Consider the following 24,886-nt stretch of genomic DNA (forward strand, 5'->3'; position numbering starts at 1 on the left):
GCCCCGTCAAAGACCATTTCCGGGAATGGGCGCAGTCCTTCTACAATCATGGGTTGCGTGTAATTCTGGACTGCGTGAGATGTCAGACGTTTTGAGTATTGAGTCCCTGGATCTGGAAGCCAGGGGAATCGCCCGCCGCGACGGCAAAGTCGTGTTCGTGGAAGGCGCGCTGCCGGGTGAACGGGTCACCACCGTGACGCTGCGCCGCAAGCCATCCTACGAAATCGCCCGCGTGGACGAGGTCATGCGCCCGTCGTCGCAACGCGTCCAGCCGCGCTGCCCGCACTTCGGGGTCTGTGGCGGCTGCGCGATGCAGCATCTGGAACCCAGCACGCAAGTGGCCATCAAGCAACGGTCGCTGGAAGATACCTTCTGGCACGTCGGCAAGCTGCGCCCCGCGCTTATCCTGCCGCCGCTGCAAGGCCCCACCTGGGGCTATCGCTACCGTGCGCGCCTGTCGGTGCGCGTCGTGCCCAAGAAGGGCGGGGTGCTGGTGGGCTTTCACGAACGTAAAAGCAGCTATGTGGCCGACATGCGCGAATGCCATGTGCTGCCGCGCCACGTCAGCGACCTGCTGTTGCCGCTGCGCGAGATGATCGGCTCAATGTCGGCGCCTGACCGCATGCCGCAAATCGAGGTGTCGTTGGGTGAAGGCGTGACGGCGCTGGTGCTGCGCCATCTGCTGCCCCTGACCGACGGCGATATCGCCATCCTGCGCGCGTTTGCCGCCAAACACGACGTGCAGTGGTGGTTGCAGGCCAAGGGCCCGGAAACGGTGCACCCGCTAGAGCGCGAGCATGCCGACACGCTGTCGTACACCATGCCCGAATTCGGGCTGCGCATGCCGTATCGGCCCACCGATTTCACGCAGGTCAACCACGCCATCAATCGCGCGATGGTCTCGCGTGCGCTCAAGCTGCTGGACGTGCAGCCCACCGACCGCGTCGCCGACCTGTTCTGTGGCCTGGGCAATTTCACCTTGCCGCTGGCAACCCAGGGCCGCGAAGCCGTGGGCGTGGAAGGCAGCAAGGCGCTGACTGACCGCGCATTTGACGCGGCGGCGCGCCATGGCCTGGCCGAACGCACCAGCTTTGCCACCTTGAACCTGTTCGAGGTCGACGCCCACTGGCTGCGCAGCCTGGGCTATTTCGACCGCATGCTGATCGACCCGCCGCGCGAAGGCGCGCACGCGGTGTCGCAGGCGCTGGCGGAATTGTCCGTACAAGAGCGCCCGCGCCGCATCGTCTACGTGTCCTGTAACCCGGCCACGTTGGCGCGCGACGCGGCCATTCTGGTGCACGAAGGGGGCTATGAATTGAAGAGCGCCGGCGTCATCAACATGTTCCCGCACACGGGCCATGTGGAATCGATTGCGGTGTTCGAATCGTTGGACGCCGAGGGCGTGGCCGAAGTCAAGGAACGCGCACGCCAGCGCGCCATCCAGGCCGAAGCCGACGCCATCGCGGCAGAAGAGGCCAAGGCGCTTGCCGCCGCTGAAAAAGCGGCCGCCAAGCAAGCGGCAACCGATGCCTACCACGCGCGCGTTGCCGCCGAGGCTGCCGAAGCGGGCGTTGTCGGCCAAGCCTCCGAAGCCGACGTTGCGCAAGCCGACGCCGACACCGTCGCGGAACCCGTCGCGCCAGTAAAAGACTGATAGGCGCCAGTGCGGGCAGGGGCGGCGCTGCTAGTGCGAGCGCCCCAGCGTTTCCAGAATGGGGCAATCGGGCCGGTCGTCTCCGTGGCAGTTCTGCGCCAGATGCTTGAGCGTGGCGGCCATGTCGTGCAGGGCTTCGGCCTTGCGCTCAAGTTCCTGCACATGCTCCAGCGCAATGCGCTTGACGTCCGCGCTGGCGCGGCTGCGGTCCTTCCATAGCGCCAGCAACTCGTTCATTTGCTCAACAGAGAAGCCAAGGTCACGCGCGCGGCGCACAAAGCGCAGCGTGTGCAGGTCGTGGTCGCTGTAGACCCGGTAGCCGGAATCCGTGCGCACCGCCGGCCCGATCAACCCGATGCTTTCGTAGTACCGGATCATCTTGGCCGAGATGCCCGAGCTTTTTGCGGCTTCGCCGATATTCATGGTCAGGCTCCTGGTATCAAACGTGAGCGGTGCGCGGCCGGAACGCTTTCAAGCGCAACGCGTTGCCCAGCACGAAGACGCTGGACAGGGCCATGGCACCGGCGGCAAAGATGGGCGACAGCGACAGGCCGAAGGCGGGGTACAAGGCGCCGGCAGCCAGCGGAATCAGCGCGGCGTTGTACGCAAACGCCCAGAACAGGTTCTGCCGGATATTGGCCAGCGTGGCGCGGCTGAGCGCGATGGCGTTGGGCACGCCGTGCAGGTCGTCGGCCATCAACACGACCGAGGCCGCCTCGATGGCCACGTCCGTGCCCGTGCCGATGGCAATGCCGGTATCTGCGGCGGCAAGGGCCGGTGCGTCGTTGATGCCGTCGCCCACGAAGGCTACCTTGCGGCCGCCTTCGCGCAGCGTTTCAATGGCCTGCACCTTGCCGTCCGGCAGCACTTCGGCGCGCACCTCATCAATGCCCAGTTGACGCGCAACGGCGGCCGCGGTGTAGCGGTTGTCGCCGGTGATCATTGCGGTCTTCAAGCCCTGCGCATGCAGCGCGGCAATGGCTGACACGGCGGACGGCTTGATCGGGTCGGTCACGGCCATCATGGCTGCGGCCTTGCCGTCGACCGCCACGTAGATCGGGGTCTTGCCTTCGTTACCCCAATCGGCGGCCTGCGCGCCAAATACGCTGACATCCACGCCGCGTTCGGCCATCAGCCGCGCCGCGCCCGCCAAAATCTTGTGGCCCGCCACGGCAGCTTCCACGCCTGCTCCGGTAATGGCGGCAAAGCCATCGGCGGGCAGCAGCGCCATCTTGCGATCCTTGGCGGCCGCCACAATGGCCAGCGCGATGGGATGCTCGGAACGCGCCTGCACCGACGCCACCCATTGCAGGACGTCGTGTTCGGCGTATCCGGCGGCCGGCGTCAATTCGGTCATCGTCGGCTTGCCCAGCGTCAGCGTGCCGGTCTTGTCAAACGCCACCACGTTGACGTCGCGCAGGGTCTGCAAGGCGTCGCCCTGGCGGAACAGCACGCCCATGTCGGCCGCGCGCCCGGTGCCCACCATGATGGACGTGGGCGTGGCCAGCCCCATCGCGCAGGGGCAGGCGATGATCAGCACCGCCACCGCGTTGACCAGCGCGTGCGACAGCGCGGGCGTGGGGCCAAGGAAGAACCAGGTCAGGAAGGTGAGCAGGGCGGCCGCCATCACGGCCGGCACGAACCACGCGGTGACCTGGTCAACCAACGCCTGGATGGGCAGACGCGCGCCCTGGGCGGCTTCAACCATGCGGATGATGCGGGCCAGCATCGTGTCGGCGCCGGTATGCGTCACGCGCAGCGTGAAGCTGCCCGACGTGTTCAACGTGCCGCCGGTGGCTTGCATGCCTGGCTGCTTTTCGACCGGGACGGGCTCACCCGTCAGCATCGATTCATCCACATACGAATTGCCTTCGATGATGTCGCCGTCCAGCGGGATCTTTTCGCCGGGGCGCACAATGACGACGTCGCCCGTCTTGACCTTTTCGATCTCGACATCAAAGGCCTGCCCGTCACGCATGACCCGCGCCGTGCGCGGCTGCAAGCCGATCAAGCGCTTGATGGCCGCGCCGGTCTTGCCCTTGGCGCGCGCTTCCAGCATGCGGCCCAGCAGAATCAGCGTGACGATGACCGCCGCCGCTTCGAAATAGACGTTGCGTGCCGCCTCGGGCAGCCAGCCGGGCGCGAACGTTGCCACCACGGAATAGCCCCACGCGGCGCCGGCGCCCAACGCCACCAGCGAATTCATCTCGGGCGCCCGCCGCCACAGCGCCGTAAAGCCCTTGGTGAAGAAGTGACGGCCGGGCCAGACCAGCACGGCGGTCGTCAACGCAAACTGCAACAGCCAGCTATTTTGCTGGCCGATCGTGCCCAGCACCCAATGGTGCATGGCCGGAATCAGGTGCGATCCCATTTCCAGCAGGAAGACGGGCAACGTCAGCACCAGCGCCACGGTGAATGCCCGTTGCAGACGCTGGGCTTCGGCATCGCGCGCTTGCGATTGGCGTTCGGTATGGTCGTCCTGCGCGGCGATGGGCCGGGCTTCGTAGCCCATCTTCACAACGGCATCCACCAACGCCTGCGGCTGCGCGGCATTGGCATCAAACGACACCAGCGCGCGCTCGGTGGCCAGGTTGACCTGCGCCTGGGCCACGCCGGGCACCTGGGTCAGGGCCTTTTCCACGCGTTTGACGCACGACGCGCAGGTCATGCCTTCAATGGCAAGTTCCAACTGAGTGGAGGAGGGGCTGGCAACGCTCATGGCTGTTCTCTGATGGGAGGGGAGCTTGCAGTTTCATCCTTCCCATGGTGGGAAGGTCAAGGCGGATTTTACGCTTGACCTTGCCATGATGGGAATGTTTAAGCTGCGAAGCATGGCGTGCGAAATCTGTTGCGCGCCGCCCCTGACTTTACGGAGAACCACCATGAGCATCGAATTCCAAGTCCCGGATATGACCTGCGGCCACTGCGTCAAGACGATCACCGGCGCGGTGACGCAAGCGGCACCTGGGGCCACCGTTACCGTCGACCTGCCGACGCACCGCGTCACGGTGTCCGGCACGGACGAGGCCGACAAGGTAGAAGCCGCCATCCGCGACGCCGGCTACGAGCCTGCCCGGGTCTAAGCCACTGAGCCAACGAAGGGCGGTTATGATAGGAACCGCTTTTCAATTCTAAATTCTTGATTGCAGAAAACTATCGATCAATTAAGTTTATTAAATTTGATTAATTGATAGCCGGCATTTATCATTCTTTCCATGGTGGTTAAACAAACCCCGCTACCGCTACCCAAGGAGAGTTTTGAATGCTGCAAAACCGCGAAGGCCAACGTGTCCCGAACGTAACGTTCCCCGTCCGCGAGGACAACACGTGGAAGAAGGTCACGACCGACGATCTGTTCAAGAACAAGACGGTTGTCGTCTTCTCGCTTCCCGGCGCTTTCACGCCGACCTGCTCGTCCACCCACTTGCCGCGCTACAACGAACTGGCCCCCGCGTTCTTCAACGCCGGCGTCGACAGCATTGTGTGCGTGTCGGTCAACGACACCTTCGTGATGAACGAATGGGCCAAGGACCAGGAATCGGCCAACATCACCTTGCTGCCTGACGGCAACGGCGCTTTCACCGAAGGCATGGGCATGCTGGTCGACAAGAGCGACCTGGGCTTCGGCAAGCGCAGCTGGCGCTATTCGATGCTGGTCAAGGACGGCGTCGTGCAAAAGATGTTCATCGAACCGGAAAAGGAAGGCGACCCGTTTGAAGTGTCGGACGCCGACACCATGCTGGCGCACGTTGCACCGACTGCCAAGAAGCCTGACCAGGTGGTCGTGTTCTCCAAGCCGGGCTGCCCGTTCTGCGTGGAAGCCAAGGCACTGCTGGACGAAAAGGGCTACGCCCCGATCGAAATCCCGCTGGAAAACAAGGTGCGCGGTCGTGTGATCGGCGCCGTGTCGGGCAAGGGCACCGCGCCCCAGGTGTTCATCAACGGCACGCTGATCGGCGGCCTGGAAGACCTGAAGGCGCACTTCGCCTAAGGGCTTCGGGCAACCGCCCAAAGCAGCCGGGCAGGGGCAGCGCCCCGTGCCCGGCCGGTGAGGGCAGGCGGTAGCCGAAAGACCGCCTGGCCCGCACCGGCCCGAGCTTCCCTTTTTACGCACCCTTACTGCATTCCTTTTGCGACCCCGAAGCGGCGTCGCCGGACGGTGTTCGTCCCAAGGATGCGCAACAAGGCGGAACTCGCCTTTAGAAACCTTGCTACCCGCAACAGGGGAACCACAGTCATGAAAACTCTGCATACCGATATCGCCATCATTGGGGCCGGCACGGCTGGTCTGGCCGCTTATCGCGCCGCAAAGGCGGCGGGCAAGCGCGCCCTGCTTATCGAAGGCGGCCCCTACGGCACGACTTGCGCCCGCGTGGGCTGCATGCCTTCCAAGCTGTTGATCGCCGCCGCGGAAGCGGCGCACGACGCCGCGCACACCGACGCCTTTGGCGTGCACGTGGGCGGTGAAATCACGGTGGACGGCGCGGAAGTCATGGATCGCGTCAAACGCGAACGGGGCCGCTTCGTGGGCTTTGTGCTGGATGGCGTCGAGAACATTCCTGCTGAAGACAAGCTGCGTGGCTATGCCCGCTTTGTCTCGGATACCGTGCTGCGGATCGACGATCACACCGAGGTGCATGCATCCCGCGTGGTGATCGCCACGGGTTCGCGGCCGTCGGTTCCGCCGCCTTTCCGCGCGCTGGGCGACCGCCTGGTGGTGAACGACGACGTCTTTGCGTGGGACGACCTGCCGCGCCGCGTGGCGGTGTTTGGCCCCGGCGTGATCGGGCTGGAACTGGGCCAGGCGCTGGCGCGGCTGGGTGTCGATGTACGCGTGTTCGGTGTCAGCGGCAGCCTGGGTGGCATCAGCGATCCGCAGGTCCGCCAAAGCGCCCGCAAGATCTTCCAACGCGAGTTCTATCTGGACCCGGATGCCCGGGTGCTGGAGACCACGCGGGTGGGCGACGAAGTGGAAGTGCGCTACGTCACGCTGGATAACGCCGAACGCATCGAACGCTTTGACTACGCGCTTGTCGCTACCGGCCGCCGCGCCAACGTGGACGGTCTGGGCCTGGAGAACACGTCGCTGGAACTGAACGTGCACGGCGTGCCGGTGTTCAACCGCGAAACGATGCAGGCAGGTGATTCCGCCATCTTCATCGCGGGCGACGCCAACGCCGACGCGCCGTTGCTGCACGAAGCCGCGGACGAAGGCCGCATTGCCGGCGAAAACGCCGCGCGCTTCCCCGATCTGCAAAACGGGCTGCGCCGCGCGCCGCTGGCGGTGGTGTTCTCGGACCCGCAGATCGCGTTGGCGGGGCAGGGTTATGGCCGTCTTATCCCCGGCACGTTCGTGGTCGGCGAGGTGGACTTCAGCGACCAGGGCCGTTCGCGCGTCATGCTCAAGAACAGGGGCCTGCTGCACGTGTACGCCGACATCGCCACGGGCCGTTTCCTGGGCGCTGAAATGGTCGGCCCCAGCGCCGAGCACATTGGCCACCTGCTTGCCTGGGCGGTGCAGCAGGAATTGACGGTGGCGCGCATGCTGGAAATGCCGTTCTACCACCCCGTCATTGAAGAGGGCCTGCGCACTGCGCTGCGCGACGCGGCCGCCAAGCTGGCTGCCGCCCGTGAGTCCGTGTGCAGCGAAACGCAGGAACAAGAAACGGTTTGACTGTGCGAAGCAGGGGCGGCGGCCCCTGAATGAGAAAGGCCCGATCCATCAGGATCGGGCCTTTTTTTTCAGGTCGCCAAAGACCGGGTCGACGTAGCCGACTAGGTCTTGGTCGCCTTGGTCGACTTAGTCGTCCGATTGCTTCTTCGGCACCGGGAACGGGTTTTCGCGGTACTGCAAGGTGAAGCCCGCGCGTTCGTCCTGGCCCAGTTCGCGGGCAAGGTAGGGCATGGCTTGCTTCAGACCTTCGTGCAGCGTCCACGGCGGGTTGATCAGGAACATGCCGCTGCCATGCAGGCCATAGCCGTCGATGGTGGCCTTCTTGACCGTCAACGTGGCATGCAGCCAGCTCTTGACCTTCAGGTTTTCAAAGTGACGCGCCATTTCGCTGGCTTCGCGACGCTGCACCAGCGGGTACCAGACAGCGATGGTGCCGGTGGCGAAGCGCTTGATGCATTCCTTCACGGTGATCAGGGTGCGGCGATAGTCGTGCTTGTCTTCGTACGACGGGTCGATCAGCACCATGCCGCGCCGCGTGGGCGGGGGCAGCAAGGCCTTCACGCCTTCGAAGCCGTCATCGCCATAAATCGTGGTCTGGCGTTGCGCCGTGCGGCCCTGGTGTTCCAGGTTGACGACCAGCGTGTCGATTTCGGTCGGGTGCATTTCAAACAGGCGCAGGCGGTCGGACGGGCGCATCACATCCAGCGCCAGCCACGGCGAGCCGGGATAGCGCTTCAAGCGGCCATTGGTGTTGTAGTCGCGAATGCGGGCGACGTAGTCGGCCAGCAGCGGCGGCAGGTCCTTGGCTTCCCACAGGCGGCCAATGCCTTCCTCGAATTCCGAGGTCTTGTTTGCCCAGTCGCTTTCCAGGTTGTACAGGCCGGCGCCGGCGTGGGTGTCCACGACCCAGTAGGGCGCGTCTTTTTTGTTGAAGTAGTCCAGGGTGTGGACCAGGATGGCGTGCTTGAGCACGTCGGCGTGGTTGCCGGCGTGAAAGGCGTGGCGATAACTGAACACGGGGCGTTCTGCCTCAGTCGGCCGGCCGGATCGCGGCCAGCTCGTCGGTGAAAATGCCGTCGATGCCCCAGTCCAGCAGCAAGCGGGCGCGTTCGGGGTCATTGACGGTCCAGGCCGCGATTCGATAGCCGGCGGCGTGCACGGCGTCGATCAATTCGCGGGTTGCGTCTTTTTGGTTGATGTTCAGCGCAACGCACTTGTATTTGGCAAGGCGTTCGCGCCAGTCGGCGGGCACCTTTTCCACCAGCAGGGCGCGCGGCAGTTCGGGGGCGGCTTCCAGCGCCGCTTGCAAGGCTTCTTCGGCAAACGAAGACAGCAGCGGGGGCACGCTTGCGCCTTGCCACAGCTGCTTGCAGGCCCGTGCCACGGCGGCGCCTGTTTCGGCTTCGCGACCCGGGCAGGGTTTGATTTCAACGTTGCTGGCAATGCCGTTGGCCACGGTGTAGCGGGCCACGGCGGCGAAGGTGGGCAGGGGCTCGCCCGCGTAAGCGGCCGAGTGCCAGCTGCCGAAATCCAGTTGCGCCAGTTCGCTGTAGGTCTTGGCGGCGGCCGGGCCGGTGCCGTTCGAGGTGCGGTCGACGTCGTCGTCGTGCATCAGCACCAGCACGTTGTCGCGGCTCAGTTTGACGTCGTATTCGAACATCGTGAAACCGTGCTCGGCGCCCACGCGCATGGCGGCCAAGGTGTTCTCCGGCGCCAGACGACCGCCGCCGCGATGCGCGATGTAACGGGAATAGGGCCAGGAGGGTAGATTTGCGGTCATGTTGGTGATGCTTGGGGTTCTTGGGGACAGGGTTGCAAGGATACTCCTTCTTGGGGGGTGATTCGGCGCTGGGCCCCGCCGCTGGGCGCCAGCCAGGCGCTGCGGCGGGGCGGCCCCTTTTTACTTGGGCGCCACTTTGCCCTGGGACACATCCATGATCATCCGGCTGGCCAGGTACAGGCGCGGCACGATGCTGTTGATCTGAATGTATTCCGCGTCATTCGAGTGCGCACCGAAGCCGCTCAAGCCCATGCCTTCAACGACGGGGCCGCGCGCCTTCAACGCCGCGAACGCCGCGTCCGTGCCGCCGCCGCTGGCCCGGTCCACCACCTTCAAAGGCAGGTCCAGTTCCTGATAGACCTTGACGCCATGCTGAGCCAAAGCGCGCGATGCGTCGGTGGCTTCCAGCGGCGGGCGGCGTACTTCGAACTTCACGCTGACCTTCGATTCGGGCAGCAGTTTTTTCTGTACGCGTTCTTCCAGCGTTTTCGCCAGGGCGTCAAAGTCGGACACGCGCAAGGCGCGCGCATCGGCCTGCGCGGTGGCCTGGCCCGGGATCACATTGCGATTGGTGCCGGCCTGCGCCACCGTCCAATTCAGCTTCAAGCCTTCTTCGGGTTTGGACAGCTTGTCCAGTTGCAGCAGTTGGTGCGCCAGTTCATAGAGCGCGTTGACGCCGCCCTCGGGCCGCGCGCCCGCGTGCGAGGTCTTGCCTTGCACCGTCAGGTATGCCGCGCCGATACCACTGGTGGCCAGGGTCAGGCGGGGTTCGGTGCCCCCGCCTTCAAACGAAAACACTGCGTCCTGGTCGGCGCCCAGCCGCGTGATGGTGCTGCGCGCGCCCGGCGAGCTGATCTCTTCGTCGCCGTTGATCAGCACGGTCAGCGTGCCGAAATCTTTAAATCCCAGCTTTTGCAGCATCGTCAGCGTGTGGATGATCGTCGCCACGCCGTGCTTGTCGTCGGCAATGCCCAGCCCGTAGGCCTTGTCGCCGTCAACGCGGAACGGCTGGTCTTTCAGCATGCCGTTTCGGTAGACGGTGTCCATGTGGGCGATCAGCATGATCTTCTTGGTGCCGCTGCCCTTGAACTCGGCATGCACCATCGGGCCGACCTTTTCCGGCGTGTCGTCCAGGCGGAACACATCGGTGGCGGGAATGATCTCTACCGTGCCGCCCAGCGCCTTCAGGCGGTCGCGGATCAATTCGGCGATGCGTTCGACGCCTTCCACGTCCTTGCTGCCCGATTCAATGTTGACCAGGTCGCGCATGGTGTCCAGCATGGCTTGTTGCTGGGCTTTGGCAGCGTCGTGCACGGCGGCCACCGGCGCGGCCAGCGCCCCGTGCGCCCCGCCCAGGAAGGCGAGAGCCAGGCAGGCGGGCAGGACGTGCTGGCGGAAAGAGGTAAGCGGCATTGATGGAACCCTTTATAAAGTTGCACAGGAAAGGGCGTCGGCGAACGGCCGGCGTCGGGGCGCGTCACGGTGATCGGCCGGCCCCACGGGGCAAGATACGGGTGGCCACGGGGGGCGGAAACGGGAATTTCCCGGGTTGACGGTGCGGCGCTTCGGTGGGAAGCGGCCGGTCCACGCCCTGCCGGGATAAACCTGAAGAGAATCTAAAGGCCCGATGTAAGTGAGAAATGCTAAAATCCGCCCGCTGATCCGGTAATAACCGGTATGGGAATAGGGCGAATCAAGTTCGCCCTTTTTTTTGCGTTTTCTTTTGCGTTTTCGTGCGGCTTTGGGTGGACACCCCCGAAGCGCGGCAACAGGGATTCCATGTTCGAATTTATTCGCAGCCATCGGCGCTGGATGCAGCTCATCCTGCTGCTTCTGATTGTGCCGTCCTTCTTCCTGGTCGGAATTCAAGGCTATGACAGCTTCATGCGCAAAGAGCCGGAGCTTGCCACGGTCGCTGGCCAGCCGATTTCTCGCGCCGAGTTTGATCAGGCGCACCGCAACCAGCTTGAGCAGATGCGTCAGCGTCAGGGCGCCCGCTTTGACCCGGCCGTCTCCGACACGCCCGCTTTGCGCGAAGGCCTGCTGAACCAGCTGATCAATCAGCGTTTGCTGGCCAACGTTGCCGTGGACAACCGCTTTAACGTGTCGGACGAAACGCTGCGCAACACCATCGCCGCGATTCCCGAAGTCCAGGACAACGGCCGCTTCTCGCCCGAGCGTTATCGTCAGGTGCTGGCCGCGCAGGGCATGTCGCCGACCTCGTTCGAAGCCGGTCTGCGCCGCGATCTGGCCGTGGGCCGCGTGCTGGACCCGGTGGGCCAATCGGCCCGCGCTCCCGCCGAAGTGGTCGCCTCGTTGGAATCGGCGTTGACGCAACAGCGCACCGTGCAATTGCGCCGCTTCGCCGCCGAAGACTATCGCTCGCAAGTGACCGTGACGCCGGCCGATATCCAGGCCTGGTACGACGCCAACAAGCAGCAGCTGCAAATTCCGGAACAGGTCCAGGTGCAATATCTGGTGCTGGACGAAGCCGCCGCCACGCAGGGCATCCAGGTCAAGGACGAAGACCTGACGGCCTATTACGAGCAAAACAAGAACCGCTTCGGCCAGCCGGAACGCCGTCGCGCCAGCCACATCATGATCGAGCTGGCTCCTGGCGCCTCGGAAGATGCTCGCAAGGCTGCGCGCGCCAAGGCCGAAGATCTGGCCAAGCAAGCCGCCGCCGATCCGGCCAAGTTCGCCGAACTGGCCACCAAGAATTCGCAGGATGCGGGCTCTGCCGCCAAGGGCGGCGACCTGGGCTGGTTGGCGCCGGGCATGTTGTCCGGCCCGCTGGAAAAGGCCATTTTCAGCCAAACCAAGGACCAGGTGTCCGGCGTGGTTGAAAGCCCGGCCGGCCTGCACATCGTCAAGGTCACCGAGATCCAGCCCGCCGCCATCAAGCCGCTGGCCGAGGTCAAGGACCAGATCACCGGCGAAGTGCGCAAGCAACTGGCCGCCGTGCACTTTTCGGAAATGGCCAGCCAGCTGAACAAGCAGGTCTACGACCAGCGCGACAGCCTGCAACCGGCCGCCGACGCGGTGGGCCTGAAGCTGCGCACCGCCTCGGGCGTCACCCGCGAAGGCCTGCTGCCCGCCGACAAGGCCGGCCCCGGTTCCGCCGCGGACAGCCCGGATGCCGAGCTGCTGGACAACCCGCGCGTTCGCCAAGCGCTGTTCTCGGCCGAAGTGCTGCGTGAAAAGCAGAACTCGGGTGTGATCGAACTGTCGCCCGCCGTCATGATGGCGGTGCGCGTGGCCAACATCGAACCGGCCCACGTGCCTGTGTTGGACAAGGTCAGCGATTCCATCCGCGCCCGCCTGCTGCAAGAGCGTTCGGCCGAAGCCGCCAAGAAAGCCGGCGAAGCCGCGCTGGCGGCCGACAAGGCCAACCCGGCCGCCGCGCCGGAAGGCTTCTCGCCCGCCGTGACAATTTCGCGTCAGGACCCCAAGGACTTGCCGCAGCCGGTGGTGGATGCCGCGATGCGTCTGCCGTCCACGCCGCTGCCGGGTTACACCGGTGTGCAATCGGGCGCTGACTACACGGTGGTTCGCCTGGAAAAGGTTGAAGCCGGTTCGGTCGACGCTACCGCCAAGGACCGTCTGGCGCAGCAGTTGTCGGGCGGCCTGGGTCAGGCCGAAATCGAAGCGCTGCTCAAGATGCTGCGCGAACAGTACAAGGTGCAGGTGCTGCCCAGCGCCGCCGACGTCATTCGCGGCGATCAGCCGCAGGCGGCGGGCTGATCCGTCAGCACCCGGGGCCTTGTCGGTAAGGCCCCGGCCCTTAGGTTTTTAGTTCAAGAGTGGCTGTAACGTCGGCCACACGTTGTCCAGCAATTGGGCCTGGGCATCCTCGTTAGGGTGGATGCCGTCAGCCTGGAACATCGCCCGGTTTGTTGCCATTCCCTCCATCAGGAATGGCACCAGCCGGGCGTTTTCATTTTTGGCAACCGTGGAAAACAACTGCGCAAAGCGTTGCGAGTAGTCCCGGCCGTAGTTCGGCGGGATCTGCATGCCCACGATCACGACCTTGGCCTCGGCTTGCTTGGCAGCCTGCGCCATGGTGCGCAGGTTTTGTTCAGTCATCGTCAGCGACAAACCACGCAGCGCATCGTTCGACCCCAGTTCCAGCACCACGACGGCCGGCGCATGCTGGCGCAGCAGTGCCGGCAAGCGCGCCACGCCACCGCTGGTGGTGTCGCCGCTGATGCTGGCATTGACGACCTGGTACTTAGGGTATTGTTCGGAAACCCGCGCCGCCAGCAGCGGCACCCAGCCCGTGCCGCGCTTGATACCGTATTCGGCAGCCAGGCTGTCGCCCACCACCAGTACCGTGCGAGGCGCGGAACCCGGGGCCGACACGGCGGTCTGAGCGTGGGCGGGAAGCGCCATGACGGCGAGACTCAGGGCGGACGTAAGACGCAGAAGGGAAAATAGGCGCATGGATAGCAAGAATTCGATCGAGGTGAAAGGGCTGGGCAAGCGGGTCGCCGATGCCGGCGGGACGCTTTCTATCCTGGAAGGCATTGATTTTACGGTCCAGGCGGGCAGCGCCGTGGCGATCACCGGAAGTTCCGGCTCGGGCAAGTCTACGTTGCTGGGACTGTTGGCCGGGCTGGATGTTCCCAGCGTGGGCAGCGTCCATCTGGCCGGCCAGGACCTGTTCGCGCTAGACGAAGACGGCCGCGCGCGCTTGCGGGCGAACCATGTGGGCTTTGTCTTTCAGTCATTCCAGCTGTTGCCCAACCTGACGGCGCTGGAAAACGTGATGCTGCCGCTGGAGTTGGCCGGCCAACCCGCGCGCGAACCGGCCCAGGCCATGCTGGAACGCGTGGGCCTGGGTGCGCGCTTGCACCATTACCCGCGCACGCTGTCGGGCGGCGAGCAACAGCGCGTGTCGCTGGCGCGCGCCTTCGTGGTCGAGCCCGACCTGCTGTTTGCCGACGAGCCCACCGGCAGCCTGGACGCCGCCACGGGCGTCACCGTCATCGATTTGATGTTTGACCTGCACCGCGAACACGGCACCACGCTGGTGCTCGTCACGCACGACCCGCAATTGGCCGCGCGCTGCGCACGCCAGCTGGTGTTGGCGGCGGGCCGGATGGTGCAGGGCGACTGACGCGCCCCAGCGGTCCCGGTCACCGGCGACTTCACCTGTTTCACCGACCGGCTGCGCGCCCGGCTGGGGTTGGACGACGTGCGCGCGGGCAGCGCGGGGTAGGGCTGGATCGCGCGATCGCGGTGGGAGACGGCGCGAATGACCTGCCGATGATGCGCGCCGCCGGGCTGTCCGTCGGTTATCGGGCCAAGCCCGCCGTGCGCCAGGTCGTCAATGTGGCCATCGACGAGGGCGGATTGGACCGCTTATTAGAGATCCTGACGAAAAAGGCGAAGTAAGCGGCGTTTTTAGACTTAATCCAAATTGATACGAAAAAATCTTCAGAGTAGTCTGATTGACAACCGAGACATGGAATTGAAAACGGCGCATTGCGATACGCGCCGCGATGCCAAGGGGATACCAAGGTGATGTCTGGGGAGTGCCCTCTGGCGGGCAAACGCGCTTGCCAGACGTTGCCAACGCCCTGGAGCCGCCATGATGATTCGTTGTTCAGCGTTTGTTGTGTTTGTCGCCGCCATGCTTGCCCCCATGGCGGTCAGCGCCGCGGGGGGCATCATCCGGTTCTCCGGCATGATTGTCGAACCCACCCGTTGCCAGGCCAGCCCGTCGCGCGAGGTTGCGCGGACCACGCCGCGCATCATCTGTGCGCCTGCCGCCGGCCGCCCGGCCACCGCGACCGACAGCGTCGTCAAGGTCAGCACGAAGGCATTGCAGCCCTTGCCTGGCAGGGGCGGTGCGCGCGATGTGCCGCACCGGCTGGTCACGCTGGAGTATCTATGATGCGATGCGCGCGGCCGTTGCACGGCCGGCGCGCGCACTGAACGCCCCTGATCAGATCAGGCCGCGTATTTCCACGGCGGGGTCAACGTCGGCCTCGTAGTCCACGCCATCGATCTCAAAACCGAACAGGCGCAGGAATTCCTGCTTGTAGCCGGCAAAGTCGGTCAGCTGATAGATGTTGTCGCTGGTGACCTGGTGCCAAAGCGCCTGCACGGCTTCTTGAACCTTCGGATCAAGTTCCTTGTAGTCGGCGCGCAGGCGGCCCTGGGCGTCCAGGATCGGCGTGTCGCTGCACAGGCTGTCGCGGTACAGGCCATACACCTGTTCGATGCAGCCTTCGTGCGTGCCTTGCTCTTTCATGGTCTTGAACAACAGCGATAGGTACAGCGGCATCATCGGGATGGCAGAGCTGGCCTGCGTGACCACCGCTTTCAGCACCGACACCCGGGCGTCGCCGCCGCGCGCGGCCAGCTTGGCGCGGATATCCAGCACCTTGTCGTCCAGGTCTTTCTTGGCGGCGCCGATCGAGCCGTTCCAATAGATGTCGTGGGTGATCTTTTCGCCCAGGTAGGTGAACGCGGTGGTCGTGGCCCCTTCGGCCAGCACGCCCGCTTCAAGCAGTGCGTCGATCCACATCTGCCAGTCTTCACCGCCCATCACGGCCACGGTGGCGTCGATCTCGGCCTGCGTGGCCGGCTCCAGCACGGACTCCTTGACCACTTCGCGGTCGGTGTCCAGGCCGCGCAGGTTCACGGCGTGGCCGATGGGTTTGAGCGTGGAGTTGAACACCTGGCCCGTCTTGGGGTGGGTGCGGCGCGGGGCGGCCAGGCTGTAGATCACCTGGTCAACCTGGCCCATGCCTGCCTTGATGGCGGCAATGGTCTTTTGCTTGATCTCGTCCGAGAACGCGTCGCCATTGATGCTTTGCGCCGCCAGGCCGTGCGCCTGGGCCGCCTTGTGGAAAGCGGCGGTGTTGTACCAGCCCGGCGTGCCGGCCTTGGCGGCGTCTGCCGGGCGTTCGAAAAAAACGCCCAGCGTTTCCGCGCCACAGCCGAAGGCCGCGCTGATGCGCGCCGCCAGTCCATAGCCGGTGGACGCGCCCAGCACCAGCACGCGCTTGGGGCCCCCGGCGATGGGTCCTTGCGCCCGGACGTAGTCGATCTGCTTGTTGACGTTGGCCTCGCAGCCAACGGGGTGGGTGGTAACGCAGATAAAGCCGCGCACGCGGGGCTTGATGATCATGAAGACCTCGTTCGGGGAAATGCCGGATGCCGGGAAAGCCGATGCGCCAAAGCGCAAAAAGCGTCGAGCATTGTACGGGAGCGGCTTCGCGCGCGCTGGCGGGCGGGGCGGGTGGGCAGGAAAGGCCCGCGCTTAGCGGGCGCCCGCGCGGGCCGCCGCGGCGCTGATCGCCATGCCGCGCCGCCATTCGATCAGGCCGATGCCGATGCCGCTGGCGCAGATGATCGCGATACCCAACCACGTAAGCGGGTCGGGAAAGTGTCCCCAGACCAGCCAACCCACCGACGTGGCGCTGATGATTTGCAGGTAGATGAAGGGCGCAAGCGTGGATGCCGGGGCGCGGCGGTAGGCGGCAATCTGGAATAGATGTCCAACCCCGCCCGTCAGGCCGGTCGAGATCAGCAAGAACCAATCGAATGTGGATAGTGATTGCAGAACGGGCAGGGCAGCCGGCAACACGAAAGGCAGGGTCAGCGTGAGGCAGGCGGTGCCCACCGCGCCGCTCCAGATCAAGGACGTGAACGGGTCATCGCCCGCCACGCGCCGCGTGGCGATGAACTGCGCGGCAAAGCAGCACGCGGTCAGCAGGCCAAAAATGGTGCCGATGGGATGCAGCCCGCCGCCGGGGCGGATCACGATGATGACGCCGATAAACGCGATGCCCGCCGCCACGAAGCGCGACAGGCGGGCGGGCTCTTTCAGGATCCAGGGTGCCAGGGACAGCACCAGCAGGGGCGCCAGGAAGTTGATGGCCGTGGCCTCGGCCTGCGGAATGTAGCTGAGCGTCGTGAAGAACATCAGCGTGGCCAGGAACATGGAGCCGCCGCGTATCAGTTGTTCGCGCGGCTTGTTGCTGCGCAGCACACGCAGCCCGCGCGCCGGCAACACCAGCGCCAGCACCAGGATCAGGTGCACCACGTAGCGGAACCATGACAGCACCAGCAGCGGCACGCCCGCGTTCATGACCCACTTTCCGCTGGCGTCCAGACAGGACAGCGTCCACATCGATAGCACCAGCAGCAAGATCCCGACGAGCGGGCCGCGCGAGGCGGGCGCGGGGGCTTGCGGGCGACCTGGATCGGCCGGGGGCATGGACGGGCTCCTGATGGGGAAATGGGCGGCTGCCATGATACGCTCATCGCGCCGGGGGAACAGGCCAATGATCGAACTACGTAACGTCGAAACTTTTTTTTGGGTCGCCACGCTGGGCAGCTTTCGCGCCGCGTCCGACAAGCTCAACACCACGCAACCTGCCGTGTCGCAGCGCATCGCCTCGCTGGAAGCAGACCTGGGTGTGCGGCTGTTCGAGCGCGACGCGCGCGGCGTCAAGCTGACCGCCAAGGGCCACGAACTGCTGTCGCACGCCGAACGCATGCTGCAGGTGCGGCGAGATATGTTCGAGGCGGCGCGCGAGCAGAACGTCATGACCGGCACGGTGCGCATCGGCGTGGCGGAAACCATCGTGCAGACGTGGCTGCCCACGCTGATTGAACTGATCCATTCCACCTATCCCGCGCTGGTGCTCGAGATCGAGGTGGATACCACCCACGTGTTGCGCCCGCACCTGATGTCGCGCCAGATCGACCTGGCGTTCCTGATGGGGCCGGTGCTTGAGGCCCGTGTCGAAAACCTGCCGCTGTGCAGCTACCCGCTGGCCTGGGTGGCCAGCCCCACGCTGGACCTCGGCCCCGAGCCGCTGACGCTGGAACGCATCGGCAAGCTGCCCATCATCACGTATCCATCCAACAGCTCGCCGTACCGCGTCGTGCGCGACATGCTGACGCGCGCGGGCGTGGTCTCGCCGCGTATGTATGGCAGCGCGTCCATGTCCATGGTGGTCCGAATGACGCAGGACGGCATCGGCACCAGCGTGATCGCGCCGGTGTTCCTGGGCAAGGAACTGGCGCGGGGCGAACTGCGCATCCTGCGTGTGCAGGCCGACCCTTTGCCTGAACTGAGCTTTACCGCAACCTGGGTGCAAGGGCCGGATAGCCACGCGGTCAGGGTGATTGCACAGATGGCGCAAAAGGTCGCGGCGCAGGCCGGAGACGGCATTCCCGCCTAGGTGTTTTCCCCCAGAGCGGGCGCGGAGCCATCCCGCGTTCCGGGCAGTCGGACACCCATCCTTGCCTGCCCAACCGCCTGAAAAGCCGCGCCAGCCCGTCGTTTGCGTAAACGGCCCGACAACGATCCGGCGAGACCCAAGAAATATTTATACCCCCACATCGCAACATACGATTGGACGCTTGCCGCCCCGGACGATGCAATGGCGAAACAGCAAAAATGCAACGCCTGGATACACAGTGCGGGGGAAAAGCATGAACCATCTTTCGAGCCTATTCCGGACCTTGGCGCCCAGCCCTCGGCCGCGCCTCGCACGCGATCTTCGCGCCTGATTACCTGAACCAAACCGCGCGCGACACGGGTAACGGGATCCCGCGCGCGACAGACCATCCCGCCAGCCAGGAGTTTTGTCCATGAAGAAGTCTCTTGTTTTTGCAGCCGTCGCCGCCAGCATGCTTGCCGGCGCCGTCCACGCACAGGACCTGCCCAAAACCCAGTTGAAGGTCGTGGGAGGCCTGTCCAACCTGACCGCCTATAACGACTACGAAAAGCCGTTCTGGACGAAGACCATTCCCGAACTGTCCAAGGGCCAGGTCACGGCGGAAATCAAGGGCTTCAACGAAATGGGCCTGAAGGGCCCCGAGTTGCTGCGCCTGATGTCGCAAGGCGTGATTGAATTCGGCACCGCCACGCTGTCGTACTTCGCCAGCGACAACCCCATCAACGAAGCCATCGACCTGGCCGGCCTGGCGCCCGACGTCAAGACCGCGCGCGCCGTGACTGACGCGTTCGAGCCCGTCTACGCCAAGCTCTACGGCGAAGGCAACAACGTCAAGCTGCTGGGCATCTCGACCTATCCCGCCCAGGTGCTGTTCTGCAACGCGGACATCAAGGGCCTGGCCGACATCAAGGGCAAGAAGGTTCGCACCAGCAGCCGCACCACGGCCGAATTCGTTGAAGCGCTGGGCGGTTCCAGCGTGACGATGGCCTTCGGTGAAGTGGTGCCGGCGCTGCAAAACAAGGTGGTCGATTGCGCCATCACCGGTTCGTTGTCGGGCTACTCGGCCAAGTGGTACGAAGTGTCCACCCACCTGGTTGCGCTGCCGATCAACTGGAACCAGCAGATCCACGCCGTCAACCAAAAGGCCTGGGACAAGCTGGACCCCGCCGTGCGCACGTTCCTGCAAGCCAATGTGAAGACGCTGGTGGACAACATCTGGGAAGCCGCTGCCCGCCAGACGCAGGAAGGCTATGACTGCAACACCGGCGCCGCCGCTTGCCCGTTCCCGGTCAAGGGCAAGATGGTTCTGGTGCAACCGTCGGATGCCGACCGCGCGCTGCTCAAGAAGGTTGCGCAAGAAGCCGTGTTGCCCAAGTGGGCCGCCCGTTGCTCGGCACAGTGCGTGAAGGACTTCAACGCCACTATCGGCAAGACGCTGGGCCTGACCGCCAGCAAGTAAGCGCTGGACAGCGCCGCCGCATCGCGCGGCGGCGCGCTTTTCCGCAAGTCATACCGGGCGCTTGCCCGCAGAGGTTCTATCCATGACCCAAACCGAACACTTCCGCCTGCTGGGCGGCCTGTTGCGGCGCGCCGAGAGTTTTTCGCGCGTGGCCGTATGGGCCGGCGGCGCGTTGACGGTGGCCAGCGTGCTGCTGATCTCGTTCGACGTGCTGGCCCGCAAATTCCTGGGTTTCACCACCGGTGGCGCCGACGAGTTGTCCAGCTACGCGTTTGCCATCAGCACGTCCTGGGCGCTGGCGTTCGCCACGTTGCAACGCGCCAACGTGCGTGTCGACGTGCTTTATCAATACCTGCCGGTGCGCCTGTCGGCCGTGCTCGACTGGATTTCCATGGTGTCGCTGGCCGTCTTCATGGTGTTCCTGACGTACTACGCCTACGACGTGGTGCAGACCTCATGGGCCCAGAAGTCCGCCGCCAACACCCCGCTGGCCACGCCGCTGTGGGTGCCCCAAGGTTTGTGGCTGTTGGGCCTGGCCTGGATGTGCATCACGGTGGCCTTGATGCTGGCGCGCGCCTCCGCCGCGCTGGTCACGGGCGACATCGAACTGGTCAAGCAGATCTGCGGCGTGCGTTCCGCGCAAGAAGAAGCTGAAGAAGAAGCCGCTGCCGGCGAGCGCATGGTCAAGGGAGACGCAGCATGATTTCCACCGCATTGACGTTGTTGCTGGTGCTGATCGGGCTGTCCATTCCCGTGGGCGCGGCGCTTGGCGTGTTGGGTCTGATCCTGGACCCGCTCTTTTCGATGTTGCCGCTGACGCGCGCCATCGGTGAAATTTCCTGGAGCTCGAACAACGAGTTCCTGCTGGTGGCGATTCCGCTGTTCATCATGCTGGGCGAGGTGCTGCTGCGCGCGGGCTTTGCCGAACGCATGTACAGCGCGATGAGCCTGTGGCTGTCGTGGTTGCCGGGCGGCTTGATGCACGCCAACATCGGCGCGTCCACCTTGTTCTCGGCAACCTCGGGTTCCAGCGTGGCAACCGCCGCCACCGTCGGCACCGTGGCCATTCCGCAGATCCGCAAGTATGGCTACAACGAGCCGCTGTTCCTGGGCAGCCTGGCCGCGGGCGGTACGTTGGGCATCCTGATTCCGCCGTCCATCAACCTGGTCATCTATGGCGTGCTGACGAATTCGTCCGTGCCCAAGCTGTACCTGGCCGGCATCATCCCCGGCTTCGCGATGGCCGCGTTGTTCATGCTGACGGTGGTCGTGGCTTGCGTGGCCAAGCCGTCCTGGGGCGGCAAGAAGATCCATGCAACCTGGGGCCAGCGTCTTGCCAGCCTGGTGCACCTGGCGCCGCCCATGGGCATCTTCTTCCTGGTGGTCGGTTCCATCTACGCGGGCCTTGCCACGCCGACGGAAGCCGCCGCGCTGGGCGTGCTGGGCGCCTTCATCCTGGCCGCCTGGTTCCGCCGGCTGTCCTGGAAGATGCTGCGCGAAGTGATGGAAGGCACGATGCGGTCCACGGCGATGATCATGCTGATCGTCATCGCGGCCAGCTTTCTGAACTTCATCATGTCGGCCACGGGCCTGACGGATGCGCTGACCAAGTCGATCACCGGCCTGGGCTTGTCGCCGGGGTGGATGCTGCTGATCGTGGTGATCTTCTACCTGGTGCTGGGCTGCTTCATGGAAACGCTGTCCATGATGATCACGACGATTCCCATCGTGGCGCCCATCATGATCGCGCTGGGCTACGACCCGATCTGGCTGGGCATCGTCATCATCATCCTGGTTGAAGCCGCGTTGATCACGCCGCCGGTGGGCCTGAACCTGTTCGTGGTGCAAAGCCTGCGCAAGAACGGCTCGATGAGCGCCGTCATCATCGGCAGCCTGCCGTTCGTGGCCGCCATGTTCGTGATGCTGGGGTTGCTGGCGTTCTGGCCCGACATCGCGCTGTGGTTGCCGCGCGCGTTCGGTTGATGGATTGATCAATTGATTGATTGATTGATTGATCGATTGATTGATCGACTGAAAAGACTTTTTGTTTGAACCGGGTGCGGCCCACCGCGGCCGCACCGTTTCCCACCCGTTATTTCCGCAGGACTGATATGAAAGCCGTATTCAAGATCGACGACGCCAATCCCCGCCAGGTGGAAGTGGACTTCAACACCCTGATCGTGGCCGGCTGGGCCGGACGCGACATGGCCGCCATCGAGCACCACATCGAAGAGCTCGCCGCCATCGGCGTGCCGCGCCCGACCAGCGTGCCGCTGTACTACCGCATTGCCGACAACCAGCTGACCCAGGCCACGCAAGTGCAGGCCGTGGGCGAGGATTCGTCGGGCGAAGTCGAAACGTTCGTGTTCGCCGTGGACGGCGAGATGTACGTCAGCATCGCGTCGGACCATACCGACCGCAAGCTGGAAACCGTCAGCGTCGCCATGTCCAAGCAGGTCTGCGTGAAGCCGGTGGCAAGCGAAGCCTGGCGCCTGGCCGACGTGGCCGACTACTGGGACGAATTGGTCATCCGCTCGTACATCGTCGAAAACGGTGAAAAGGTGCTGTACCAGGAAGGCCCGCTGTCCACGCTGCGCACCCCGCAGGACCTGATTGCCGGCTACACCGGCGGCGCTGCCGTGCTGCCGCAAGGCGCGGGCATGACCTGCGGCACCGTGGGCGCCATCGGCGGCATCCGCGCCGCGGCCGACTTCACCATGGAATTGTTCGATCCGCGCCGCCAACGCACGATCAGCCATCGCTATCATGTCGAATCGCTGCCCGTGGTGGCCTGATTCCGTTTCTGCATGGCATTGAACGCCGGGCGCGCCTATCCAGGTTGCGCCTGTCGGCACTTTTACGCCGCTAGGCGGCACGAGGACAATGATGGTTTCGACCTTGAATGATCTGACCTTGGCCCTGAACGAGGGCCGTACCAGCTCGGTCGCGCTGACCGAACTGGCGCTGGCGCGCGCGCAGGATGCGGCGGGCGAGGGCGCCCGTGTTTTCACCAAGCTGTATGCCGAGTCGGCATTGGCGCAGGCGCGCGCCTCTGACACCCTGCGGGCGGCGGGCATCGTTCGTTCGGCGGTGGAAGGGCTGCCGATCAGCATCAAGGACCTGTTCGACATCGAAGGCGAAACCACCATGGCCGGCTCGGTCGCGCGCGAAGGCGAGCCGGCGGCTGACGCCAACGCCGACGTCGTGCAGCGCCTGATCGCGGCCGGCGCCGTCATCATCGGCCGCACCAACATGACCGAATTCGCGTATTCGGGCCTGGGCATCAACCCGCACTACGGCACGCCGCTGAACCCGTACGACCGCGCCACCGGCCGCATTCCGGGCGGCTCGTCCTCGGGCGCGGCGGTGTCCGTGGCCGACGGCATGGCCGTGGCCGGCATTGGTTCCGACACCGGCGGCTCGGTGCGCATTCCGGCCGCGCTGTGCGGCCTGACGGGCTTCAAGCCCAGCGCCTGGCGCGTGTCGATGCAGGGCGTGCTGCCCTTGTCGGCCAACCTGGATTCCATCGGCCCCATCGCCGCCAGCGTGCGTTGCTGCGCCGAGCTGGACGCCATTCTGTCAGGCGACGGCGGCCCCGTGCCCGAGGCCATGGCGCTGCGCGGCCTGCGCCTGGCCGTGCCCACCACGCTGGCGCTGGACGCCATGGACAAGCACGTGGCGGACAGTTTCGCCGCGGCCGTGGCCCGGCTGAAGGAAGCCGGCGCGCTGGTCGACGAAATCGCCATTCCCGAGTTCGCCGAAGTTGGCGGCATCAACAGCAAGGGCGGCTTCACGGCGGCCGAAGCCTGGGCCTGGCACCGCGACCTGATCGCGCGCGCCGGCAAGCGCTACGACCCGCGCGTGGTCTCGCGCATCATGCGTGGCCAGGACATGAGCGCCGCGGATTACATCGATTTGCTGGATGCGCGCGAAGCGTGGGTGGCGGCGGTGGATCACCGCATTGCCGGCTACGACGCGCTCATCATGCCGACCACGCCTATCGTGGCGCCGGCGGTGGCCGACCTGGTCGCTTCCGACGAAGCCTATTACGCGGCCAATGGCCTGATTCTGCGCAACCCCACGCTGATCAACTTCCTGGATGGCTGCGCGCTGTCGCTGCCTTGCCATGGGCCGGATACGGCCCCCGTGGGCTTGATGATCGCCGGCAGCAACGGTGCCGACCGCCGCATCCTGGCCGTCGGCCTGGCCATCGAGGCGCTGCTTGCCGGGCACTGATCGCCCGGTGCTTCACAACTGCATCAAGAGGATTTTTCATGTCGCCCGTCGACGTCGTACGCAATAGTGTCCAACTGGCCCGCCAGGCGCGTCTGGACGCGCGCAGCGGGCGCCTGACCGGCCCCACGGCCAATCTGGCGCCGGGCCACGTCCAGGCCAACCTGGCCATCCTGCCGCGCGCGCTGGCAGCGGACTTCCTGCATTTCTGCCAACGCAACCCCAAGCCTTGCCCGTTGCTGGCCATGTCCGAACCCGGTAACCCGGCGCTGCCGGAACTGGGTGCAGACATCGATATCCGCACCGACATCCCGCGCTACCGCGTCTGGAAGAACGGCGAGCTGGTGGCCGAACCCACCGACGTGCGCGATATCTGGCGTGACGATCTGGTGTCGTTCCTGATTGGATGCTCGTTTTCGTTCGAAGAGGCCATGCTGGATAACGGCTTGCCGGTGCGTCATATCGAGCAAGGCTGCAACGTGCCGATGTACCGCACCAACATCCCGACGCATCCGGCTGGCGCCTTCAGCGGGCCTCTGGTGGTGTCCATGCGCCCCTTGAAGGCGGCGGATGCCATCCGCGCCATTCAGGTCACGTCGCGCTTTCCGTCGGTGCACGGCGCACCCGTGCATATTGGCGACCCGGCGCTGATCGGCATTGCCGACATCAACCAGCCCGACTACGGCGACGCGGTCGAAATCCGGCCGGGCGAAATGCCCGTGTTCTGGGCCTGCGGCGTCACGCCGCAATCGGTGGTGTCGTCGGTGCGTCCGGAGTTCTGCATCACGCACGCGCCGGGGCACATGCTGGTGACCGATCTGGTCAACAGCCGGATGGCGATGCTGTAAACAAAAACCCCATCGCAGCCTGTGTGCTGCGA

At 64.9% G+C, this 24,886-nt stretch carries 22 protein-coding genes and 1 pseudogene; 15 read left to right on the forward strand and 8 right to left on the reverse strand.

Annotated features, from left to right (window positions below):
• Positions 1 to 79: 79 nt before the first annotated feature.
• On the forward strand, positions 80 to 1,654 hold the full coding sequence (gene rlmD / locus AC6LJY_RS23340; RefSeq protein WP_046804982.1) for a 23S rRNA (uracil(1939)-C(5))-methyltransferase RlmD: 1,575 nt from the start codon (positions 80 to 82) through the stop codon (positions 1,652 to 1,654).
• Between the two features lie 30 nt (positions 1,655 to 1,684).
• Here the strand turns inward: rlmD and cueR are convergent, their stop codons facing one another.
• The gene (cueR, locus tag AC6LJY_RS23345; RefSeq protein ID WP_046804981.1) at positions 1,685 to 2,077 is read right to left on the reverse strand and encodes a Cu(I)-responsive transcriptional regulator; all 393 of its coding nucleotides are present in this window, start codon (positions 2,075 to 2,077) and stop codon (positions 1,685 to 1,687) included.
• 16 nt (positions 2,078 to 2,093) lie between these two features.
• Complete coding sequence (locus AC6LJY_RS23350; protein WP_498136869.1) at positions 2,094 to 4,373, reverse strand: heavy metal translocating P-type ATPase; 2,280 nt, start codon at positions 4,371 to 4,373, stop codon at positions 2,094 to 2,096.
• A gap of 163 nt (positions 4,374 to 4,536) precedes the next feature.
• Here AC6LJY_RS23350 and AC6LJY_RS23355 point away from each other — a divergent pair, with 163 nt between their 5' ends.
• The 3 genes from AC6LJY_RS23355 (at position 4,537) to AC6LJY_RS23365 (ending at position 7,328) form a co-directional block, all read left to right on the forward strand.
• Entirely contained in the window at positions 4,537 to 4,737 is a 201-nt protein-coding gene (locus AC6LJY_RS23355; RefSeq protein WP_104143889.1) for a heavy-metal-associated domain-containing protein, read from the forward strand.
• A 179-nt stretch (positions 4,738 to 4,916) separates the two neighbouring features.
• A complete protein-coding gene (locus tag AC6LJY_RS23360) occupies positions 4,917 to 5,645 on the forward strand; it encodes a glutathione peroxidase (protein WP_046804978.1) in 729 nt (242 codons plus the stop codon).
• A gap of 246 nt (positions 5,646 to 5,891) precedes the next feature.
• Positions 5,892 to 7,328 carry a dihydrolipoyl dehydrogenase gene (locus AC6LJY_RS23365; RefSeq protein WP_498136870.1) on the forward strand — a complete coding sequence of 479 codons (1,437 nt, stop codon included), beginning with the start codon at positions 5,892 to 5,894 and terminating at the stop codon, positions 7,326 to 7,328.
• Between the two features lie 126 nt (positions 7,329 to 7,454).
• Here the strand turns inward: AC6LJY_RS23365 and AC6LJY_RS23370 are convergent, their stop codons facing one another.
• The 3 genes from AC6LJY_RS23370 to AC6LJY_RS23380 all read right to left on the reverse strand — a co-directional run bounded on the left by AC6LJY_RS23370 (position 7,455) and on the right by AC6LJY_RS23380 (position 10,521).
• Entirely contained in the window at positions 7,455 to 8,345 is an 891-nt protein-coding gene (locus tag AC6LJY_RS23370; RefSeq protein ID WP_046804976.1) for a 23S rRNA (adenine(2030)-N(6))-methyltransferase RlmJ, read from the reverse strand.
• A 13-nt stretch (positions 8,346 to 8,358) separates the two neighbouring features.
• Complete coding sequence (gene ugpQ / locus AC6LJY_RS23375; RefSeq protein WP_314355626.1) at positions 8,359 to 9,108, reverse strand: glycerophosphodiester phosphodiesterase; 750 nt, start codon at positions 9,106 to 9,108, stop codon at positions 8,359 to 8,361.
• A gap of 120 nt (positions 9,109 to 9,228) precedes the next feature.
• The gene (locus AC6LJY_RS23380; protein WP_120155406.1) at positions 9,229 to 10,521 is read right to left on the reverse strand and encodes a M20/M25/M40 family metallo-hydrolase; all 1,293 of its coding nucleotides are present in this window, start codon (positions 10,519 to 10,521) and stop codon (positions 9,229 to 9,231) included.
• A 366-nt stretch (positions 10,522 to 10,887) separates the two neighbouring features.
• Between AC6LJY_RS23380 and AC6LJY_RS23385 the strand changes: the two genes are divergently transcribed.
• Positions 10,888 to 12,852 (forward strand): SurA N-terminal domain-containing protein, encoded by a 1,965-nt coding sequence (locus AC6LJY_RS23385; protein ID WP_498136871.1) that lies wholly within the window; start codon positions 10,888 to 10,890, stop codon positions 12,850 to 12,852.
• 48 nt (positions 12,853 to 12,900) lie between these two features.
• Here AC6LJY_RS23385 and AC6LJY_RS23390 read toward each other — a convergent pair whose 3' ends face one another.
• Positions 12,901 to 13,551: an arylesterase gene (locus AC6LJY_RS23390; protein ID WP_046804972.1), complete on the reverse strand. Its 651-nt coding sequence runs from the start codon at positions 13,549 to 13,551 to the stop codon at positions 12,901 to 12,903.
• Here AC6LJY_RS23390 and AC6LJY_RS23395 point away from each other — a divergent pair.
• The 3 genes and pseudogenes from AC6LJY_RS23395 (at position 13,550) to AC6LJY_RS23405 (ending at position 15,007) form a co-directional block, all read left to right on the forward strand.
• Entirely contained in the window at positions 13,550 to 14,227 is a 678-nt protein-coding gene (locus AC6LJY_RS23395; RefSeq protein ID WP_046804971.1) for an ABC transporter ATP-binding protein, read from the forward strand. The genes AC6LJY_RS23390 and AC6LJY_RS23395 overlap by 2 nt on opposite strands.
• Positions 14,228 to 14,337: 110 nt before the next feature.
• Positions 14,338 to 14,505 (forward strand): annotated as a pseudogene (locus AC6LJY_RS23400) (HAD hydrolase family protein); the annotation flags it as partial.
• Positions 14,506 to 14,701: 196 nt separating this feature from the next.
• Positions 14,702 to 15,007, forward strand: a complete 306-nt coding sequence (locus AC6LJY_RS23405; RefSeq protein WP_314355629.1) for a hypothetical protein — start codon at positions 14,702 to 14,704, stop codon at positions 15,005 to 15,007.
• Positions 15,008 to 15,058: 51 nt separating this feature from the next.
• On the opposite strand, the gene fabV is transcribed toward AC6LJY_RS23405, so the two are convergent.
• Together fabV and AC6LJY_RS23415 are read right to left on the reverse strand one after the other, a co-directional pair.
• Positions 15,059 to 16,249 (reverse strand): enoyl-ACP reductase FabV, encoded by a 1,191-nt coding sequence (fabV, locus tag AC6LJY_RS23410; protein ID WP_219992439.1) that lies wholly within the window; start codon positions 16,247 to 16,249, stop codon positions 15,059 to 15,061.
• 132 nt (positions 16,250 to 16,381) lie between these two features.
• Positions 16,382 to 17,341: a DMT family transporter gene (locus AC6LJY_RS23415; RefSeq protein WP_319300462.1), complete on the reverse strand. Its 960-nt coding sequence runs from the start codon at positions 17,339 to 17,341 to the stop codon at positions 16,382 to 16,384.
• 67 nt (positions 17,342 to 17,408) lie between these two features.
• On the opposite strand from AC6LJY_RS23415, the gene AC6LJY_RS23420 reads away from it, so the two are divergent.
• The 7 genes from AC6LJY_RS23420 (at position 17,409) to AC6LJY_RS23450 (ending at position 24,854) form a co-directional block, all read left to right on the forward strand.
• Entirely contained in the window at positions 17,409 to 18,314 is a 906-nt protein-coding gene (locus AC6LJY_RS23420; protein ID WP_314355631.1) for a LysR family transcriptional regulator, read from the forward strand.
• 412 nt (positions 18,315 to 18,726) lie between these two features.
• Positions 18,727 to 19,773, forward strand: a complete 1,047-nt coding sequence (locus AC6LJY_RS23425) for a TRAP transporter substrate-binding protein (protein ID WP_046804967.1) — start codon at positions 18,727 to 18,729, stop codon at positions 19,771 to 19,773.
• An 82-nt stretch (positions 19,774 to 19,855) separates the two neighbouring features.
• The gene (locus AC6LJY_RS23430) at positions 19,856 to 20,476 is read left to right on the forward strand and encodes a TRAP transporter small permease subunit (protein ID WP_046804966.1); all 621 of its coding nucleotides are present in this window, start codon (positions 19,856 to 19,858) and stop codon (positions 20,474 to 20,476) included.
• Positions 20,473 to 21,756 carry a TRAP transporter large permease gene (locus AC6LJY_RS23435; RefSeq protein ID WP_314355632.1) on the forward strand — a complete coding sequence of 428 codons (1,284 nt, stop codon included), beginning with the start codon at positions 20,473 to 20,475 and terminating at the stop codon, positions 21,754 to 21,756. Before AC6LJY_RS23430 ends, AC6LJY_RS23435 begins: the two co-directional genes overlap by 4 nt.
• Before the next feature lie 128 nt (positions 21,757 to 21,884).
• On the forward strand, positions 21,885 to 22,568 hold the full coding sequence (locus AC6LJY_RS23440) for a DUF2848 domain-containing protein (RefSeq protein ID WP_046804964.1): 684 nt from the start codon (positions 21,885 to 21,887) through the stop codon (positions 22,566 to 22,568).
• A gap of 91 nt (positions 22,569 to 22,659) precedes the next feature.
• Entirely contained in the window at positions 22,660 to 24,009 is a 1,350-nt protein-coding gene (locus AC6LJY_RS23445) for an amidase (protein WP_046805035.1), read from the forward strand.
• Between the two features lie 38 nt (positions 24,010 to 24,047).
• Positions 24,048 to 24,854 (forward strand): putative hydro-lyase, encoded by an 807-nt coding sequence (locus tag AC6LJY_RS23450; RefSeq protein WP_104143903.1) that lies wholly within the window; start codon positions 24,048 to 24,050, stop codon positions 24,852 to 24,854.
• The last annotated feature ends 32 nt before the right edge of the window (positions 24,855 to 24,886 follow it).

This window comes from Achromobacter sp. RT286_PF (assembly GCF_059760425.1).

Excerpts from the sequence above, each read along its gene's own strand:
- AC6LJY_RS23435 (WP_314355632.1), top strand. The coding sequence starts at position 20,473 with ATGATTTCCACCGCATTGACGTTGTTGCTGGTGCTGATCGGGCTGTCC.
- AC6LJY_RS23355 (WP_104143889.1), top strand. The coding sequence starts at position 4,537 with ATGAGCATCGAATTCCAAGTCCCGGATATGACCTGCGGCCACTGCGTC.
- AC6LJY_RS23425 (WP_046804967.1), top strand. The coding sequence starts at position 18,727 with ATGAAGAAGTCTCTTGTTTTTGCAGCCGTCGCCGCCAGCATGCTTGCC.
- AC6LJY_RS23420 (WP_314355631.1), top strand. The coding sequence starts at position 17,409 with ATGATCGAACTACGTAACGTCGAAACTTTTTTTTGGGTCGCCACGCTG.
- AC6LJY_RS23380 (WP_120155406.1), bottom strand. The coding sequence starts at position 10,521 with ATGCCGCTTACCTCTTTCCGCCAGCACGTCCTGCCCGCCTGCCTGGCT.
- cueR (WP_046804981.1), bottom strand. The coding sequence starts at position 2,077 with ATGAATATCGGCGAAGCCGCAAAAAGCTCGGGCATCTCGGCCAAGATG.
- fabV (WP_219992439.1), bottom strand. The coding sequence starts at position 16,249 with ATGATCATCAAGCCCCGCGTGCGCGGCTTTATCTGCGTTACCACCCAC.
- ugpQ (WP_314355626.1), bottom strand. The coding sequence starts at position 9,108 with ATGACCGCAAATCTACCCTCCTGGCCCTATTCCCGTTACATCGCGCAT.
- rlmD (WP_046804982.1), top strand. The coding sequence starts at position 80 with ATGTCAGACGTTTTGAGTATTGAGTCCCTGGATCTGGAAGCCAGGGGA.
- AC6LJY_RS23440 (WP_046804964.1), top strand. The coding sequence starts at position 21,885 with ATGAAAGCCGTATTCAAGATCGACGACGCCAATCCCCGCCAGGTGGAA.
- AC6LJY_RS23365 (WP_498136870.1), top strand. The coding sequence starts at position 5,892 with ATGAAAACTCTGCATACCGATATCGCCATCATTGGGGCCGGCACGGCT.
- AC6LJY_RS23405 (WP_314355629.1), top strand. The coding sequence starts at position 14,702 with ATGATGATTCGTTGTTCAGCGTTTGTTGTGTTTGTCGCCGCCATGCTT.
- AC6LJY_RS23445 (WP_046805035.1), top strand. The coding sequence starts at position 22,660 with ATGGTTTCGACCTTGAATGATCTGACCTTGGCCCTGAACGAGGGCCGT.
- AC6LJY_RS23450 (WP_104143903.1), top strand. The coding sequence starts at position 24,048 with ATGTCGCCCGTCGACGTCGTACGCAATAGTGTCCAACTGGCCCGCCAG.
- AC6LJY_RS23415 (WP_319300462.1), bottom strand. The coding sequence starts at position 17,341 with ATGCCCCCGGCCGATCCAGGTCGCCCGCAAGCCCCCGCGCCCGCCTCG.
- AC6LJY_RS23390 (WP_046804972.1), bottom strand. The coding sequence starts at position 13,551 with ATGCGCCTATTTTCCCTTCTGCGTCTTACGTCCGCCCTGAGTCTCGCC.
- AC6LJY_RS23360 (WP_046804978.1), top strand. The coding sequence starts at position 4,917 with ATGCTGCAAAACCGCGAAGGCCAACGTGTCCCGAACGTAACGTTCCCC.
- AC6LJY_RS23385 (WP_498136871.1), top strand. The coding sequence starts at position 10,888 with ATGTTCGAATTTATTCGCAGCCATCGGCGCTGGATGCAGCTCATCCTG.
- AC6LJY_RS23395 (WP_046804971.1), top strand. The coding sequence starts at position 13,550 with ATGGATAGCAAGAATTCGATCGAGGTGAAAGGGCTGGGCAAGCGGGTC.
- AC6LJY_RS23430 (WP_046804966.1), top strand. The coding sequence starts at position 19,856 with ATGACCCAAACCGAACACTTCCGCCTGCTGGGCGGCCTGTTGCGGCGC.
- AC6LJY_RS23350 (WP_498136869.1), bottom strand. The coding sequence starts at position 4,373 with ATGAGCGTTGCCAGCCCCTCCTCCACTCAGTTGGAACTTGCCATTGAA.